This is a genomic window from Mycolicibacterium pallens (genome assembly GCF_019456675.1).
GTDB classification, from domain to species: Bacteria; Actinomycetota; Actinomycetes; order Mycobacteriales; family Mycobacteriaceae; genus Mycobacterium; species Mycobacterium crocinum.
Genome location: NZ_CP080333.1, coordinates 3,240,845 through 3,258,547 on the forward strand (window position 1 = coordinate 3,240,845; position 17,703 = coordinate 3,258,547).

The window sequence follows — 17,703 nt, forward strand, 5'->3', positions numbered from 1 at the left end:
AGTCGCGAACCGGGGCTGGCCACTGAGGCCGTAAAATGGACTCGCGAGCCCCGTGTCTTCCACGCGTCGACAATTCACACCGACAAACTCCAAATCGACTCGCCAACAGGGGATTTAAATGGCCGCTCCCCGTCCGCATGACCGACCAATCAGCATCCAGACGACACCTGACGACGTCCTGGAGACCTTCACGATGCGTCTGCCACGCTGGTCGGTCTTCGAGTTGGTGAGCCGTAATCCCTTGGTACGGGGCACCGATCGGATCGAGGCACTGGTATTGACGCTCGCCATCGTGCTGTCTCTGCTGGCCGTGCCCCTTACCGGTGCGGTGGGCACCGCGGTTTACGATTCACGCCGCGACGTCTACGCGCAGCAGGCCCACACACGTCACATCACCACTGCGACGATCACCGACGACACTGCCGCCCAATATATCTCGCGGACTGGCGATGCCACCATGCAGGCCCGATGGTCGGCTTTCGGCAGCGAGCACAGAGGCGCAGTCACGGCGCCCAATGCAAGCAAATCCGGGGACCACATCGCGATCTGGGTCGACGTCACCGGCGCTCTCGCCGACAAACCCACGCCGACCAGCCGCGCCGCATTGGATGCTGTGACTGCAGCAGTCGCGCTGTGGGCAGGTGTCGCCGCTGCTGCAGCGATTCTCCTGGCCGGTACGCGAGCAGTGTGTAACCGCATCCGCGCCATCGGTTGGCGACACGGCATCGATACCCTGGTCCGCCCCGGCGGACCCAGCGGCCAGCCCTAGACCAGACGACCGCTGCATCCTCACCGAGCCAATTCATCTCACGCACAACGACAAAGGGAACTCACTCGTGCCCGCACCCCACTACGGACTTCGGGCAACCACACCGGCGATTGCCGATCGCACGTCCCCGATTGTGCTTAAAACCGGCGCGCAGCGCTCTGCCGGTTTCGTACACGGCGGCTGGTGGCCCTCGAGTCAACCAACTGTCCATCGAACTTCCGCCCCTGCTCGAAGCCCTATCGTGACGGCCCGGGACCATCGAGAGCGGGTAATCGACGACGAGAACAGTGGGCCCCATGAATCGCCCTGGAAATGTTGGAGGCTCCTGACCTTGGAAACGAGGATGCAGGTATGCCGAAGGAACAGTCGCCCGGGAAGCCCACGACGCGCCGTTACAGCTCAGAGGAGAAGGCCGCGGCGGTGCGTATGGTCCGCACGCTGCGCGAAGAGCTGGGGACCGAGCAGGGCACGGTGGCGCGGGTGGCCCGCCAGCTCGGGTACGGGATGGAATCGGTGCGCTCCTGGGTGCGCCAGGCCGACATCGATGACGGCCACGCACCGGGTGTGACGACAACGGAATCTGCGAAGGTGAAAGAACTCGAGCAAGAGATTCGAGAACTCAAGCGGGCCAACGAAATTCTGAAGCGTGCGGCGAGTTTCTTCGGGGCGGAGCTCGACCGCCAACACAAGAAATAGTGGCCTTCATCGACGCCAACCGGGAGGCGTTCGGTCGAGCCCATCTGCACCGTCCTGCGCAGCGCAGGCCTGCAGGTGGCCCCGAGCACCTACTACGACGCCAAGAGCCGCCGGCCATCGGTGCGGGCGCAGCGTGACGCTGTGCTGGGGCCGGCGTTGCGCCAGCTCTGGAAGGACAATTACTGCGTCTATGGAGCCCGCAAGCTGTGGAAAACCGCCCGCCGGGCCGGCCACGACGTCGGTCGCGATCAGGTGGCCCGCTTGATGCGGGCCACCGGCATCGAAGGGGTTCGTCGCGGCAAACAGGTCCGCACGACCAAGCCCGCTCCGGGTGCGCCGCGGCACCCGGATCTGGTCAAGCGCGACTTCACCGCAACCGCGCCCAACCAGCTCTGGGTTACCGATCTGACGTTCGTGCCGACCTGGGCCGGTGTGGCGTATGTGTGCTTCATTGTCGATGCGCATTCGCGGATGATCGTGGGGTGGCGAGTGGCCAGCAACATGCGCACCTCGATGGTTCTCGATGCGTTGGAGATGGCCCGGTGGTCGCGGGGAAGTACGTTGCTGGGCTTGAGATGTCACTCTGATGCGGGGTCGCAGTTCACCTCTATCCGCTACGGCGAGCGGCTCGCCGAGATCGGGGCCGTGCCCTCGATCGGCACCGTCGGAGACAGTTTCGATAACGCTCTCGCCGAGACGGTCAACGGCTATTACAAGGCCGAACTGATCTACGGCCCTGCCCGCACCGGACCCTGGAAGACCGTCGAGGACGTAGAACTGGCCACGCTGAGCTGGGGGGACTGCCCCCGGTTTGGTTGACTCCTGACCTGTGAGGATTCGTCCTCGCTGGAAGGATCAATCTCGTGCCGAAGCCGTTTCCTGCCGAGTTCCGTGCTGATGTCATCGCCGTGGCCCGCAAGGGTGAGGCGCCGTTGCGTCAGATCGCGAAGGACTTCGGGATCTCGGAGGCCTGCCTGCACCGCTGGCTCAAGATTGCCGACCGCGAGGACGGTGTCGACCGGCCCGGTCCTGCCGCAGCCGGCGAGGACGTAGCAGCGCAGCTGCGTGAGGCGCACAAGCGGATCAAGCTCCTCGAGCAGGAAGCCGAGGTGATGCGCCGCGCGGTCGGATACTTGTCGCGGGACGCCAACCCAAAATGATGTACCCGCTGGTCCTTGACCTTGCCGCCGACGGGATACCCGTCACGGTGACCTGCCGGGTCCTGGGATTCTCCACCCAGGCGTTCTACAAATGGCGCAAAGCGCCCGTGTCACAGCGTGATTGGGACGATGCGCATCTGATCAACGCTGCCCGCGACATCCACGCCGATGACCCCGCCTTCGGGTACCGGTTCATCGCTGATGAGTTGCCCGAGCGTGGGATCACCGCCGGCGAGAACCGCGTCGCGCGGCTGTGTTCGCAGGAACGAATCTGGTCGATCTTCGCCAAGAAGCGTGGACTGAACCGCAGATCCGGACCACCAGTACACGACGACCTCGTGCAACGTCAGTTCAGCGCCCCGGCCGCCAACCAGGTCTGGCTGGCCGACATCACCGAGCACCGCACCGACGAAGGCAAGCTCTACCTCTGCGCCATCAAAGACGTCTACTCCAACCGGATCGTCGGCTACTCCATCGACTCCCGCATGAAGTCCTCACTGGCGGTGGCCGCCTTGACCAACGCCGTGGCCTTGCGGTCGCCCGTGTCGACGATTGTCCACTCCGACAGAGGCAGCCAATTTCGATCTCGGAAGTTCGTCCAGGCACTGTCACACAACGGATTACACGGATCGATGGGTCGAGTCGGAGCATGCGGTGACAATGCCGCCATGGAGTCGTTCTTCGCCCTGCTGCAACGCAACGTGCTCGACCGACACCGATGGTCCACCCGCGCCGAACTACGCCTGGCGATCGTGTCCTGGATCGAGCGGACCTACCACCGACGCCGCCGGCAACGCGCACTCGGCAGGCTCACCCCGATAGAGTTCGAACTGCTCCACACACCAGTCGCAACCGCGGCCTGAAATTCACACCCCGCGAGTCAACTGAACTCGGGGCAGTCCCGGGTGTACTGGCACAACACCAGCCGGCTACACAGCTACCTCGGCGACATCCCACCCACCGAATTCGAAGCCGCGTTCTACGATGCACAAAGGACTGACCAACCCCTGGTCGGAATCCAATAGCCCGAGCCTCTGGGAGATCCAGGGCGATTCACCAGCAGCATTGCAGCAGGAGTTGCGAGTACGCCGTAGTGGCCACACACCGCCTACATCAACACGCCGGCCGGGCGGTGTCGGCAGCGATCAGCAAAACCGTTGTGCGATCCCGACAACGACGCCCACGAGATGCCGCAAGCGGTTATGAGGGCGTTCCATGTCGCCAACAAGACCTCCCTTCTTCACGCTCAAAGAATTCAACTCACTAAGGTCCATCGCAAAATCTGCGATCTCGAAGCCTCTGAGACTGAGCTAGTCGCCCGCAACAAAACCCTCTGCGGTCATCGACGAACTCACCGACGACACCACGCCAGGCCGCCGACGTCACCGCATCGTCTGACGATTGTGGTTAGGGCAGATTGAATACCCGGCGATGCCATCGAGCGCGCTTGGCACCGCATAGGTTCCACGGCCTTATCAACGAAACCCGCGGCGAATTCAACGTCGGCCGGCGCGAACCGCAACCCGCACCACCCGGGCCAAAACCCGGCGTTTGACATATGTTTGACCTAGGCCCAGTCGGAACGATACTCCTCCCTCATCGCTGTGTTGTGGCTCATCGCAGCCATGGCGTGCGGGCGCGATGACCGCTGAGACAGCCTCCGCTATGAAAAGTCCGGTCGATAAACGGCGAAGATTCACAGCTGACCAGCCGGTCAGCTCGCCGCAGTTCCACCGCGACAAAAAGCAGATCTGCTGTTGTCGGGGTGCGGCAAGCGCAACACTCACATTTCGACCACCATGGGACATGACCACTTCCGACGAGCGGCGCGGCGGACAAGCCCTGGTAAGCGCCCCGACGGCTAACCCATGCACTCGACGAATGCGGCCGCCGAATAGAACTCGTCGTGAGAGAGCGCAACAACGGAAGGCAGCACATGTTGACGATCACCGAGAACCTCCACGACGCATCGACGAGCCGGTCAGCCATGGCAAACCTGCGGATGCGGCTCAAACCCGCACACCGATCGTGCGGCTTCGTCCAAGGCGCCTGGTGGCCACGATCAACCGAACTCGGCAGCGAACTACCCGCCCTACTGACAGCACTCTCGCTACGAGTCGGCTCGATCGACAGCGTGCACTACCACGAAAACGACTGGTCCCCAGCACCCCTGGGCATCAAACACCAAGGCCATCAAGTAACCATCAGTGCCCACCAAGAATTGCCCAACGCAATCTCGCTGTTCGGCCCCCGATTCGGAAAGCTCGACCTACTGGTCGTACCTCCCTACACCGAGTCCACCCACGCGTACGACGTGATGACAAAAGCGGCCAGTGTCGACGACGCGTCCAAACCCGACCAACTACTCGAAATCACGCGCCGCAGCGATGACCGACCGCTCTCGCCCATCGCGCCCGAACGATGGGAAGCCGACGGAGGAGCACTACCACTCTTGCATCACGATCACAACCTCAACTGCCACATGCATGAGCACCTAACACACGTCTGAGCGACGACCTGAGGGTGGACGCCAATTCGCGGGCTGCGCCCGATCAGAGCCCATGGCTGCCCCTCGGCTTGAAAACCACCAGTCTCCGAAAACGATTGTGCGCAGGCAGCATCCATGGCGAACCAGTATTACGACCACGACCAAAGGGCAGGACATGTCAGCAACCCCTAAGAGACCCCCCTATACACTCCCCAGCGGCATGACGCCACCATCCGGCATCGCCGACGTGCGGGTTGCACGCCCATTGGTCGCAGGTCAAGTCCAGGGGCGTGGTGTACGACGCCGTCGTGTGATTCTTCGTGGTGATGGTTCAGGCGGTCAGTACCGCGGGGGTGGCCTCCTGTTCGGTCGGGGTGTCGTTGATGGTGCGTGATTTGCTCAGGACGTCAAGGCCGAGGTAACGCCGGGACTCAGCCCATTCGTCGTGCTGTTCGGCCAGTACTGCCCCGACGAGGCGGATCAGGGCGTCGCGGTCGGGAAAAATGCCCACGACATCGGTTCGCCGACGGATCTCCTTGTTGAGCCGTTCCTGGGGGTTATTCGACCAGATCTGGCGCCAGATCTGCTTAGGGAACGCGGTGAACGCCAGCAGGTCAGACCGGGCCGCTTCCAGGTGGTCGGCCACCTTGGGCAGCTTGTCGGCCAGCGCGTCAATGATCCGGTCATATTGCGCTGCAACTGATTCCGCGTCGGGTTGATCGAACACCGAGTGCAGCAGGGTGCGCACCCACGGCCACGACGACTTCGGGGTGATGGCCATCAGATTGGTCGTGTAGTGCGTTCTGCAGCGCTGCCAGGCCGCGCCGGGCAGCGTGGCACCGATCGCGGCCACCAGACCGGCGTGCGCGTCACCGGTGACCAGCTTGACCCCGGACAGACCCCGGGCGGTCAACGACCGCCAGAACGTCAGCCACCCGGCACCGTCCTCGGCGGTGGACACGTCGATACCCAGGATCTCGCGGTAGCCCTCGGAGTTGACCCCGACCGCGATCAGGGCGTGCACGTTGACCACCCTGCCGCCCTCGCGGACCTTCAGCACCAGGGCGTCAGCAGCGACGAATGTGCGGACCGGCATCCAGCGGTCGGCTCCGGAATGCCTCCACCGCGGTGTCGAGTTCCTTAGCCATCACCGAGACCTGCGACTTCGACAGGCTGGTAATGCCCAGGGTCTCGACCAGTTTGTCCATTCGCCGAGTGGAGACACCGAGCAGGTAGCAGGTCGCCACCACCGTTGTCAGGGCCCGTTCGGCTCGTTTGCGGCGTTCCAGCAGCCAGTCCGGAAAGTAGGAGCCCTGCCGCAGCTTGGGGATCGCAAGGTCCAAAGACCCTGCACGGGTGTCGAACTGGCGGTGCCGGTAGCCGTTGCGGGAGTTGGTCCGTTCGGTGCTGCGCTCGCCGTAACCGGCGCCGCACAGGGCGTCGGCTTCCGCGCCCATCAGGGTGTGGATGAACGTGGCCAGCAGTTCACGCAGCACGTCGGGATGAGCAGTGGTGAGTCGTTCGGCCAGCACGGCCGGCAGGTCGATATTGTGGGCAGCGGTCATCGCGTCGATTCCTTCTTTGCTCGAGTGACTTTGGACGGTCTCTCGAAGAATCACGCGATGACCTTCAATCACTCGGCTACGACACGCCGGTACCGCTGATCAGGTCCGACTCGTACACCACTCTGCTGGACGCAACCTGGTCGCAGCCGAGATGCTCGCTCCCGACACTCGACACCTCTCCCCAATCGCCATCCAACGGTGGGAAGCTGAGGGAGGCGCCCTAGGCGTCATACCCCGCGGCTAGCCCACCGATACGACAGCCGAGCGATTCCGGCTGTGACCGTGTTGCTTATGGCTACCACCAACTCACCAAATCCAACCCACACCCAAAGGAACTGCAACGCCTGCTGCTGGCCCTGATATCCGGACCTCCACGGGCTCAACGGTTGGGTCCAGCGATCTGGTGACCGGGTAGAAGCACTTCATCGCGGCCTGCTCGGAGGGGAAGTGACTGCGGGCCTTGATCGCACGCCGGTAGCGGGCGTTGAGCGACTCGATCGCGTTGGTACTAGAACCCGGCGGATCTCGACGTCGTAGTCCAGGAACAGAAGGAACTCTGCCCAGGCGCTGTCCCACAGCCGGATCACCGCCGGGTAGCGCTGTCCCCATTTCTCGGTCAGGTCGTCGAACGCTACCCGGGCCGCGGTCGCGTTGACCTCGGTGTAGGCCGTTTGATATCGCGTTTGATCTCATCCCAGTACTTGCGCGAGGTGAGCCGAAAAGTGTTGCGAATCAGATGAATAATGCACGTCTACACGATTGCTCGCGGCCAGACGTTACTCACCACCTCCGGCAGCCCTTGTTGCCGGTCACACACCACAAAGGACACATCCTTGACGCCTCGGTTGCGCACGTCGGTGAGCACGCTCATCCAGAACTTTGACGCCCTCACCGCCGGTGCCGGCCCGCAGCCCGAGGGTGTCGCGTTCCCCGGCCGGGGTGACCCCGATGGCGGCGTAGAACGGCCGGTTAGCGACCGGGCCGTCGATGACCTTGACCACGATCGCGTCGACGAAGATCGCGGCGTAGGTCTCATCGAGTGGCCGCACCGACCAGTCATTCATCTCCTCGACCACCTTGTCGGTGATCCGGCTGATCGTCTCCTTCGACACCAACCCCTTGGCGTCCAGCGACAGCACAGCCTCATCGATGCCAGACAGTCGGCGGTGACGCTTCTTGACGATCTGCGGCTCGAAACTCGCCGCCCGATCCCGCGGCACATCGATCTCGACAGCGCCGGTGGTGTCGGTCAGCACCGTCTTGGTCCGAGTGCCGTTACGGATATTGCCGGTCCCGGCACCTGTTCGGATCGTGTTTCTCATAGCCCAGGGGCTCAGCCAGCTCCTCGTTGAGCGCAGTCTCGAGCACCGTGTTAGTCAGCTGCTTGAGCATCCCGTCGGGCCCGGTCATCGGCAGTCCCTGCCGCTGGGCCAGCCGCACCGGCTCGACCGCAGCTTGCTGCTCGGCGGACTGCTCCACCTGCTTTCTTCTTCGCCACATCATCCGGTGTCGTCATCACGGCACCTTCCCCGCCGAGCAACGCTCGGCGCGTCAGGCCGTAAACACCGACAATCCACAGTTCCGGCGTCGTTTAGGCCTTCGACCAATTCTCCTGCAGTGCGCGGGTTCCCGTGAGTGCTTCCTTGAGTGTTGGCGCTGTTTGGAGTTGGTCGAGTAGTACCCAGAGCCGAGATGAGGGGAAAATGAACCGCCCCGGCATGTCCGGAGACTCCATTTGTTGGGAAGGATGGGGTCATGTCAGGTGGTTCGTCGAGGCGGTATCCGCCGGAGCTTCGTGAGCGGGCGGTGCGCATGGTCGCTGAGATCAGCGATCAGCACGAGTCGGAGTGGGCGGCGATGGGCGAAGTCGCCCGGCTACTAGGGATCGGTACGGCTGAGACGGTGCGCAAGTGGGTGCGCCAGGCCCAGGTCGATGCCGGCGCCCGGGCGGGAACTACGACCGAGGAGTCCGCCGAGCTTAAGAAGCTGCGCCGGGAGAACGCCGAGCTCAAGCGGGCCAACGCGATCTTGAAGACGGCGTCGGCTTTCTTCGCGGCCGAGCTGGACCGGCCACACCACTAGTCTGTCGATTCATCGCTGAGCATCAGGGCCGCCGGGAGGGCCCTGATGGTCTGCGGTGGGGTGTCCAGTCGATCTGTGATGAGCTCGTCCGGCTCGGTGTGCAGATCGCCCCGTCGACGTACTACGAGCATCTCGAGCGTGAGCCCAGTCGTCGCGAGATTCGCGACGAGGAGCTCAAAGCCCACGTCAATCGTGTTCACGCCGCGAACTATCGCGTGTACGGGGCGCGCAAGGTGTGGCTAGCACTGAATCGCGAGGGCATCGGGGTTGCCCGCTGCACGGTGGAGCGGCTGATGGCTGAACTCGGCCTGTCCGGTGCGGTACGTGGTAAGGCCAAACCGACCACGATCGCTGATCCGGCCGCAGTGCGTCCGGCCGATCTGGTCGGTCGGCGCTTCGGTCCGGTCGCACCGAATCGGCTCTGGGTGGCCGATCTGACCTATGTGTCGACCTGGTCGGGGTTCGCCTACGTCGCGTTTGTCACCGATGCCTACGCTCGGCGGATCCTGGGCTGGCGGGTGGCGTCGACGATGGCGACCACGATGGTGCTCGACTCGATCGAGCAGGCCATCTGGACGCGTCAGCAAGACGGTGTCCTCGATTTGAAAGATGTTGTCCACCATACGGATAGAGGCTCGCAGTATACGTCGATCCGATTCACGGAACGTCTCGCCGAAGCCGGTATCCAACCGTCGGTCGGTGCGGTCGGCAGCTCGTATGACAACGCGCTCGCCGAGACCATCAATGGGCTGTACAAGACCGAGGTGATCAAACTGGGCAAGCCCTGGCGCACCGTCGAGGACGTCGAGTTGGCGACCGCGCGCTGGGTCGACTGGTTCAACCACCGCCGGCTCTACGAGTACTGCGGCGACGTCCCGCCAGCCGAGATTGAGGCTGCCTACTACGCTCAACAAGCGAGGCCAGCCGCCGGCTGAGTCCTCAAATCAGAAAATCTCCGGACTCCCCGGGGCGGTTCAAAATACCGGGACCGTTAGGGATTGGGTCGAGCGGGGGGATCCTCGGGCCGAGGTCGTATACAGCATGGGGTCGATCGCTGGCGTCTCCTTGCGGAAGAAAGGGGAATCGATCGCGGATAGTGGGGATGACGTCTGCTTGCATGATGCGGTGGATCCGTTGAACGGCGCCCGACCACCGGAACGCTATGAAGTTGGGCGGGTCGGTGGGTCATCCTCGGACACCGTATGGATGGAAGTAGCACTCTTCCACTGTGACGAACTCGCGGAAGGTTGGGGTTCGGTCGCCACCGGGACGTTCCTCGTCGAGTACCACGGAGTAGACCAAGCTGTCGGTTACCGAGCGCATGCGTATCACTTCTGTCAGGTAGGTATGTAGCTCGTCAAGCCAGATGCGTTCTCGACCACGGCATATGGGACGGGCGGTAGCAATGTCGGAGAGGATGTCGCCCCATGGGAGATGAACGACAGAGATGCCCCCTGCGCGTCACGGGGAGCGTGCCACTGAACACGCACCGGCATCGATCATCGCCATGATTGCTGCGCCGATACCTAGACGGCCTAGGTAATTTCCAATCCCGATGGCGGATCCGCCAGAATCCGCCATCGAGTTTTGGAATCCGCCATGGAAATTTGGAACCTATATAATAGCCAGTGAAAGTCGTTCCGGGACACGGTCGATCACGATCGCCCGCTCGGCGCCCAACAGCAGCGCACTCTTGGCCGCCATCAACCCCACTCCGCCGGCGCCGAAGACGGCGACGGTGTCGCCCGCGGAGACGTCACAGAAGTCAGCGCCCATGAACCCGGTGGGCGCGGCGTCGGACAGGAACAGCGCCTGTTCATCGCTGACGCCTGCGGGGATCGGAAAGCAGTTCACGTCGCCAAACGGCACCCGGATGTATTCGGCGTGCGAACCGGCGTATCCGCCGAAGGGATGGGTGTAGCCGTAGATCCCGCCGGACGGATATCCCAGCAGCGGCTGGCGCGGCGTCCGCGATTTTGTCGACCAGTCCGGCGATCTGACCCTTCGCGCTGTCCAGGACGCTCACCCTCGTGCTCCCTTCGTCGAGAACAGTCGATACCCCAGGCCTTGGCGGTCAAACGGGCACGCAGGGTTTGTTTTTGGGCGCGGGGGGTACGCGTAAGCGTCCCCTAACAAGGAAGTGAGGGCCGCATGGCTGTGGGATCGGGAGTGATTTCAAGGGCCGCTATGACATTCGTCGGCGGAGCCGCGGTGCTGACGCTTGCCGTCGGCTGCGGTAGCAGCAATGACAATTCCAAGACGAGCACGTCGACGACCACCACGACGACGTCGCCGACCTCGTCTGTCGTGGTGACGACCAGCCCGGCCGGCGGTGACACCACAGCACCCGGCGGCGCGACGGGTACCGCACCGGGCGTCAACGGTGGCGCAGGACCGGGCGGCGTGACGGGCACGGCACCCGGCGTCGAGGGTGGCGCGGGTCCCGGCGGCGTCAGCGGATCCGCCCCGGGCGTCCAAGGCGGTGCGGGACCCGGCGGCGTCAGCGGATCCGCTCCGGGCGTCCAAGGCGGCGCGGGACCGGGCGGTGCCGGCGGCTGCGTGAACGGCGTCGGCTGCCTGGGAACGGGCTAACCACAGGCTAGAGACCCCGATCTGAGTGGCCATTCGTGACGCGGCAGAGCCCGTCACGGGTGGCCACTCAGTCGTCTGCCGGTCCCACCCGATAGATCGACTTGAGCGCGAAGAACGCGTCGAGGCCTTCCGGGCCCAACTCACGGCCGATCCCGCTGGCCTTCACCCCGCCGAACGGGGCGCGGAAGTCCAGCTGATAGTCGTTGATGCCGATCGTGCCGGTGCGCACCGCACGGGCCACCTCGATGGCCCGCTCGTCGTCGCTCGACCAGACCGTGCCGGCCAGGCCGAACTCGCTGTCGTTGGCCAGCGCGATCGCTTCGTCGTCAGTGTCGTACGGGATCACCGCGAGCACCGGGCCGAAGACCTCTTCCTGGGCGATCCGGTCAGAGTTGTCGACGTCGGCGAACACCGTCGGCGAGACGAACCAGCCGCGGGGCTGGTCGGCCGGAACCGAGCCGCCGACAATGAGTTTCGCCGAGCTGTTCTTGCCGGATTCGATGTAGCCCAGCACGCGGTCGCGCTGGCGGGCACTGACCAGTGGTCCGATGTCGGTCGACGTGTCCAGCGGGTCACCGACTTTCAGCTCGCCCACCATGCCGGCCAGCGCGTCCAACACCTCGCCGTAGCGCGACCGCGGTGCCAGGATCCGCGAGCTGAGGTGGCAGGTCTGGCCGTTGTTGACGAACGATGCGGTGCGCAGACCCTTGATCGTGGCGTCCAGGTCCGCGTCGTCGAGAATGATCGCCGCGGACTTGCCGCCCAGCTCCAGAGTGACCGGACGCAGGAGCCGTCCGCACACCTCGCCGATCGCGCGACCGGCGGCCGTCGAGCCGGTGAACGTGACCTTGTCCACCCCGGGATGAGCCACCAGGTAGGCCCCCGCGGCCGCACCACCGGGAACGATGTTGAGCACACCGGCAGGCAGGCCCGCCTCCTCGGCGGCACGCGCGAACACCAAGGCGTCCAACGCTGTTTCGGGGGCGGCTTTGAGCACCACCGTGCAGCCGGCGGCCAGCGCGGGCGCCAGCTTGAACGCGGCCAGCGCCTGCGGATAGTTCCACGGCACGATCGCGGCCACCACGCCGACGGCCTCGCGGCGCACCACGGTGTGCCCGATCATGCTCGGGCGGATCTCTTCGATCGGCGTGTCGGTGATCAGCTGCGCGTAGTAGCGCAGCAGGGCCGCCGGGAAGCGGCCGTTGGCCCCGCGCGACAACGACATCGGCATGCCGTTCTCGCGGGTCACCAGTTCGTCGGTGCCCTTGGCACGTTTGTCGAGCGCTGCGGCGAAGGCAGTGAGCACCTCCGCCCGGTGATCGGGCGAGGCGGACTGCCAGTCCGCGAGTGCGGCCCGGGCCGCGGCAACCGCGGCGTCGATCTCGGCCTCGGTGGCGCTGGCGCCGTCGCCCAGCGGCTCACCGGTCGCCGCTTCGATCACCGGCTGCACCTGGTCGGCACGACGGAACGCGCCGTCGACGAAGATCTCCGCGGTCGTGGTCATCTCGTCACTCCTGTGGTCTCGGCGGCGAACAGCACGCCATCGGCGATCAACTGGTCGATCTCATCGTCCGCCATGCCGAGGACGTCGCGACAGACCTGGCGGGTGTCGGCACCCGGCAGCGGCGCCGGGCGCTGCGGTGCCGGCGGGATGTGGCGGTAGGGCGCCGGACCGGCCTCGGTCGGCAGCGGATGCTCGAGCAACGGATGAACCATGTCGCTGAACACTTTTCGTAACCGAAGCTGCGGATCATCGGCGAGCTCGGTGACCCGGATCATCGGGCCGGCGGGCACCCCGGCGGCCTGGAGAGCCTCGGCGGCCTCCCAAGGTGGGCGGGCCTTCACCCAATCGGCCAGGTCGGTGTCGCCGATGACGGCGGCCACCGCACGGCGGTCGGCGTCCGAACGGATCGACACCACACACCATTCGTCATCGCCCGCACACGGCAGCACCAGATGCTCGGCCGGATCCGCCTCGACCTGTCCGGCACCGCTCGCCGCCGCGGCCAGCGTGACGTAGAGAGTGTCGAGCTGATTGATCGCCGCCTCCGCCTGCGACACGGGGATGCGGGCGCCGATGCCGTCACGCTGGCGGCGGATCAGCCCGGCCAGCGCCCCGATCGCACTGATCCGGCCCACGACGTGATCGGGGAAGATCGTCGTCGCGTCGTAGAACGCGTGCCGCGCGGTGGGCGCTGGCGGTTCCTGCGACGTCCACAACCGCGTCACCCCGATCGTCGCGCGCACGAGCGGGCCGTAGCCCAGGCGCTTGCTCCACGGCCCGGCATCGCCGAAAGCACTGCTTTCGGCCAGCACCAGACCGGGGTTGAGTTGCCGCAACCGGTCGTGGGAAAAGCCAAGAGCTGCAAGCGTTCCCGGCTTGAAGTTGGCGAACATCGCATCGGCGGCGGCCACCAGGCTGCTGAACACCTCAGCCCCGGCAGGGCTGCGAAGTTCCAGTCCCAGCCCGAGTTGGTTGCGATGTGCGCGGGCGAACGATTCGCTGATCTGCTGATTCGGACGCTTCTGGCGCAGTCCGTCCGGGTAGCCGGCACTCTCGATCTTGATGACCTCGGCGCCCAGGTCGCCGAACAGCCGGCTGAGCTCGCCACCCGCGACGATCACGCCGAGATCCAGCACCCGAATGCCCTCGAACGGACGCGCGCCCACCGCCTGCGTGGCAGCTGGCGCGAATCGTGCTGTCTGCCAATGCTCGTCGCTGTGACCGGCTTCGGGTGCGGGTGTGCGGTAACCGGCGTGCTTACCGTCGACCACCCAGTAACCGGCTGGAACGCGGGCCGTCACACCGGGTGCGACCTCGGTGTCGACCAGCGCTCCGACCTCGGCGAGGTGCTCGGATTCCAGTGCCTCCGACGGGGTCAGCACCGCGGCGATCGGCACGCCGTGCGCCTGCCCTTCGACGACCAGCTCGGCCATCGTCTTGTCGGCGAACAGCGCTGCCATCAGTTGGCTCAGCTCACCGAAGGCCTTGGTGCGGGCGGCAATCGAATCGAAGACCGGATCCTGAAACTGCTCGGGTTCGCCCAGCCAGGCCCGCATGCCGCGCCACTGCCGCGGCGCCAGTACACAGATCCGCACATACCCGTCGCGGCAGGCGAAGATCGGATAGGAGTCCTGGTTCCTCGGCCGCCCGCGCCAGCGTTCGCCCGCATTGCGGGCTGTCGCGGCCTGACCCTGGGTGCCGAACGGCGGGTCCAGCGTCAGGACCACGGCGTCGAACCGGGAGAAGTCGATGTAATCGCCTGTCCCGCATCGTAACCGGTTGAAGTAGGCGACCAGGACCGCCCAGGTGGCCTGCACGGCCGCGGTGGTCGACGCGATGCCGTCCGGCGGCAGCACCGGCGTGCCCGTCGTCGGACCGGACCGGGACAACGCTGTGGACATCGCATACAGCACCGGGTCGGTGGCCTGCCACGACGCCCGTGGGCCGTCGGCGCCGAAGTCGGTGACCGACATGGCTACCAGGTGCGGGAACTGATCGGCCAGTGCGTCGCACGACGTGCCGAACGCGGCCGCCAGCCCGGGCGCCCCGCTGTCGACGACGATGTCGGAACCGCCGGCCAGTTCCAGGAACTGCCGTCGGTCGTCAGTGTCCGCCGGATCGAGCACGATCGTGCGCTTGTTGGCGTTGTGCAGAGCGAACGGGATGCTGACCCCGTCGAGGGTGGGCAGCGCGCGTCGCGCGGCGCTACCACCGGGCGGCTCGACCTTGATGACGTCGGCGCCGAGATCGGCGAGCAGCCGTCCGATCGCATCACCCGTCTGGTCACACAGGTCGAGCACTCGGACTCCAGCGAGCAAAGGTTCCGACGCGAGCACGTCGGACAGCGTAGTGGTGAACAATCGGTGCCCCGGCGGCACGGTCGCGCGACTCGGGGTTTGATGGGGACATGGACTCGATAAGCGCGGAGACCATTGATCAACTCGACGGCTGGTGGCGGGCAGCCAACTACCTTTCCGTCGGACAGATCTACCTGCTCGACAACCCGCTGCTGCGCACACCGCTGACCCGCGAGGACGTCAAACCCCGGCTGCTCGGCCACTGGGGCACCACGCCCGGGCTGAACTTCCTCTACGCGCACCTCAACCGCGCGATCAAGCAGCGCGAGCAGTCGACGGTGTACGTCACCGGGCCCGGCCACGGCGGTCCCGGACTGGTGGCCAATGCCTACCTCGACGGCACCTACACCGAGACCTATCCCGACATCACCCAGGACACCGAGGGCCTGCGCCGGCTGTTCCGCCAGTTCTCCTTCCCCGGCGGCATTCCCTCACACGTCGCCCCAGAGACGCCCGGCTCGATCCACGAAGGCGGTGAACTGGGGTACGCGCTGTCGCACGCGTACGGCGCCGCGTTCGACAATCCCGATCTCCTGGTCGTCGCGGTCGTCGGCGACGGGGAAGCCGAAACCGGTGCGCTGGCCACCAGCTGGCATTCCAACAAGTTCGTCAACACCGCCCGCGATGGTGTGGTGCTGCCGGTCCTGCATCTCAACGGCTACAAGATCGCCAACCCCACCGTGCTGGCCCGCATCCCGGACGACGAATTACGCAGTCTGATGGTCGGTTTCGGCCACGAGCCGTTCTTCTTCGAGGTGCCCGACGACGGGTCGACCGATCACACCGACGCCCACCGCCGGTTCGCGGCCCTGCTCGACGAGGTGCTGGACCGGATCGCCGAGATCAAAGCCCAGCCGGGCGACGAGCGGCCGGCCTGGCCGATGATCGTGTTCCGCACCCCCAAGGGGTGGACCGGCCCGGCCTACATCGATGGTAAGAAGACCACCGGATCGTGGCGCGCACACCAGGTTCCGCTGTCCAACGCCCGCGACACCCCCGAGCACCTGCAGGTGCTGGCCGACTGGCTGGCCTCCTATCGCGCCGAAGAACTGTTCGACGCCGACGGCACGCTGGACCCGCGCATCGCCGCGCTGGCACCGGCCGGTCACCTGCGGATGAGCGATAACCCGCACGCCAACGGTGGCCTGCTACTCAAGGATCTGCGCCTGCCGGACTTCCGCACATTCGGTGTCGACGTTCCCGCACCGGGCGCCACCGTCGCCGAAGCCACCCGGGTACTCGGCCAGTGGCTTACCGAGGTGATCCGGCTCAACCCGGACAACTTCCGGATCTTCGGACCAGACGAGACCGCCTCCAACCGGCTGCAGGCCGTGTTCGACGTGACCGACAAACAGTGGAACGCCGAGTTTTTCGGCCCCGAGGTCGACGAGCACCTGGCCCGCGCGGGCCGGGTGATGGAGATGCTGTCCGAACACCAATGCCAGGGCTGGCTGGAGGGCTATCTGCTGACCGGCAGGCACGGGCTGTTCAACTGCTACGAGGCCTTCATCCACATCGTCGACTCGATGTTCAACCAGCATGCCAAGTGGCTGAAGGTCACCAACCACATCCCGTGGCGGCGCCCGATCGCCAGCCTCAATTACCTTCTGTCGAGCCATGTTTGGCGTCAGGACCACAACGGCTTCTCCCATCAGGATCCCGGTTTCATCGACCACGTCGTCAACAAGAGGGCCGAGGTGGTGCGGGTCTACCTGCCTCCGGACGCCAACACGCTGCTCTCGACCTATGACCACTGCCTGCGGTCGCGCCAGTACGTCAACGTCGTCGTCGCCGGCAAGCAGCCGCACCCGAATTTCCTCACGATGGAGCAGGCGATTGCGCACTGCACCCGCGGTCTGGGGATCTGGGAATGGGCAGGTAACGAGACCGTCGGGGAAGAGCCCGACGTGGTGATCGCCGCCGCGGGTGATGTGCCGACGCTGGAGGCGCTGGCGGCAGTCGACCTGTTGCGCCGGCATCTGCCCGAACTGAAGGTCCGCTTCGTCAACGTCGTGGACCTGATGCGGCTACAGGACGACACCGAGCATCCGCACGGGTTGTCCAGCCGCGAGTTCGACATGATCTTCACCGCCGACAAGCCGGTCCTCTTCGCCTATCACGGCTACCCCTGGCTGATTCACCGGCTGACCTACCGCCGCAGCAACGACAGCCGTATCCACGTCCGCGGCTACAAGGAGGAAGGCACCACCACCACACCGTTCGACATGGTGATGCTCAACGACCTGGACCGCTACCACCTGGTCATCGACGTCATCGACCGCGTTCCGCACCTGCAGTCGAGCTGCGCGACGCTGCGCCAGGAGATGGTCGACAAGCGGCTGGCCGCCCGCGAGTACACCCGGGCCCACGGCGACGACATCCCCGAGGTGCGCGACTGGGTGTGGCCGGGCGCGGGCGGCGCGCAACCGGGTGTGTCGATCGACGCCACCGCCGCCACCGGAGGGGACAACGAATAGAAGTTAGCTGGGG

At 65.3% G+C, this 17,703-nt stretch carries 8 protein-coding genes, 4 pseudogenes and 1 other annotated feature; of the genes and pseudogenes, 7 read left to right on the forward strand and 5 right to left on the reverse strand.

Annotated elements, in window-relative coordinates:
* The first annotated feature begins 118 nt into the window (after positions 1-118).
* The 4 genes and pseudogenes from K0O64_RS15970 to K0O64_RS15985 all read left to right on the forward strand — a co-directional run bounded on the left by K0O64_RS15970 (position 119) and on the right by K0O64_RS15985 (position 5,134).
* Positions 119-769, forward strand: coding sequence for an Rv1733c family protein (locus K0O64_RS15970; protein ID WP_217353530.1), 651 nt, complete (start codon positions 119-121; stop codon positions 767-769).
* A 351-nt stretch (positions 770-1,120) separates the two neighbouring features.
* Positions 1,121-2,260, forward strand: a pseudogene (locus tag K0O64_RS15975) (IS3 family transposase); the annotation flags it as partial.
* Positions 1,420-1,549 (forward strand) — a sequence feature (AL1L pseudoknot). (Overlaps the previous pseudogene by 130 nt.)
* A 68-nt stretch (positions 2,261-2,328) precedes the next feature.
* Positions 2,329-3,488 (forward strand): IS3 family transposase gene (locus tag K0O64_RS15980; RefSeq protein WP_096311543.1). Its coding sequence is split into 2 segments (ribosomal slippage): positions 2,329-2,620 and positions 2,620-3,488, totalling 1,161 coding nucleotides; the frame shifts between segments, so codons are not numbered across the junction.
* A gap of 1,073 nt (positions 3,489-4,561) precedes the next feature.
* Positions 4,562-5,134 carry a DUF5994 family protein gene (locus K0O64_RS15985; protein WP_071944298.1) on the forward strand — a complete coding sequence of 191 codons (573 nt, stop codon included), beginning with the start codon at positions 4,562-4,564 and terminating at the stop codon, positions 5,132-5,134.
* A gap of 310 nt (positions 5,135-5,444) precedes the next feature.
* Here the strand turns inward: K0O64_RS15985 and K0O64_RS15990 are convergent.
* Together K0O64_RS15990 and K0O64_RS15995 are read right to left on the reverse strand one after the other, a co-directional pair.
* Positions 5,445-6,678 (reverse strand): annotated as a pseudogene (locus tag K0O64_RS15990) (IS256 family transposase).
* A 384-nt stretch (positions 6,679-7,062) separates the two neighbouring features.
* A pseudogene (locus K0O64_RS15995) lies at positions 7,063-8,194 on the reverse strand (IS256 family transposase); the annotation flags it as partial.
* Between the two features lie 239 nt (positions 8,195-8,433).
* Between K0O64_RS15995 and K0O64_RS16000 the strand changes: the two are divergent.
* A protein-coding gene (locus tag K0O64_RS16000) for an IS3 family transposase (protein ID WP_096311544.1) occupies positions 8,434-9,695 on the forward strand; the annotation gives its coding sequence in 2 pieces (ribosomal slippage) (positions 8,434-8,722 and positions 8,722-9,695; 1,263 coding nt in all).
* 688 nt (positions 9,696-10,383) lie between these two features.
* Here K0O64_RS16000 and K0O64_RS16005 read toward each other — a convergent pair.
* Positions 10,384-10,722, reverse strand: a pseudogene (locus K0O64_RS16005) (glutathione-dependent formaldehyde dehydrogenase); the annotation flags it as partial.
* A gap of 225 nt (positions 10,723-10,947) precedes the next feature.
* Between K0O64_RS16005 and K0O64_RS16010 the strand changes: the two are divergent.
* Complete coding sequence (locus tag K0O64_RS16010; RefSeq protein WP_164520081.1) at positions 10,948-11,352, forward strand: hypothetical protein; 405 nt, start codon at positions 10,948-10,950, stop codon at positions 11,350-11,352.
* 67 nt (positions 11,353-11,419) lie between these two features.
* Here the strand turns inward: K0O64_RS16010 and K0O64_RS16015 are convergent, their stop codons facing one another.
* Entirely contained in the window at positions 11,420-12,856 is a 1,437-nt protein-coding gene (locus K0O64_RS16015; RefSeq protein WP_096311545.1) for an aldehyde dehydrogenase, read from the reverse strand.
* The gene (locus K0O64_RS16020) at positions 12,853-15,192 is read right to left on the reverse strand and encodes a CaiB/BaiF CoA transferase family protein (RefSeq protein WP_096312874.1); all 2,340 of its coding nucleotides are present in this window, start codon (positions 15,190-15,192) and stop codon (positions 12,853-12,855) included. The genes K0O64_RS16015 and K0O64_RS16020 overlap by 4 nt, the downstream gene beginning before the upstream one ends.
* Positions 15,193-15,263: 71 nt before the next feature.
* Here K0O64_RS16020 and K0O64_RS16025 point away from each other — a divergent pair, with 71 nt between their 5' ends.
* A complete protein-coding gene (locus K0O64_RS16025; RefSeq protein ID WP_071944294.1) occupies positions 15,264-17,690 on the forward strand; it encodes a phosphoketolase family protein in 2,427 nt (808 codons plus the stop codon).
* The last annotated feature ends 13 nt before the right edge of the window (positions 17,691-17,703 follow it).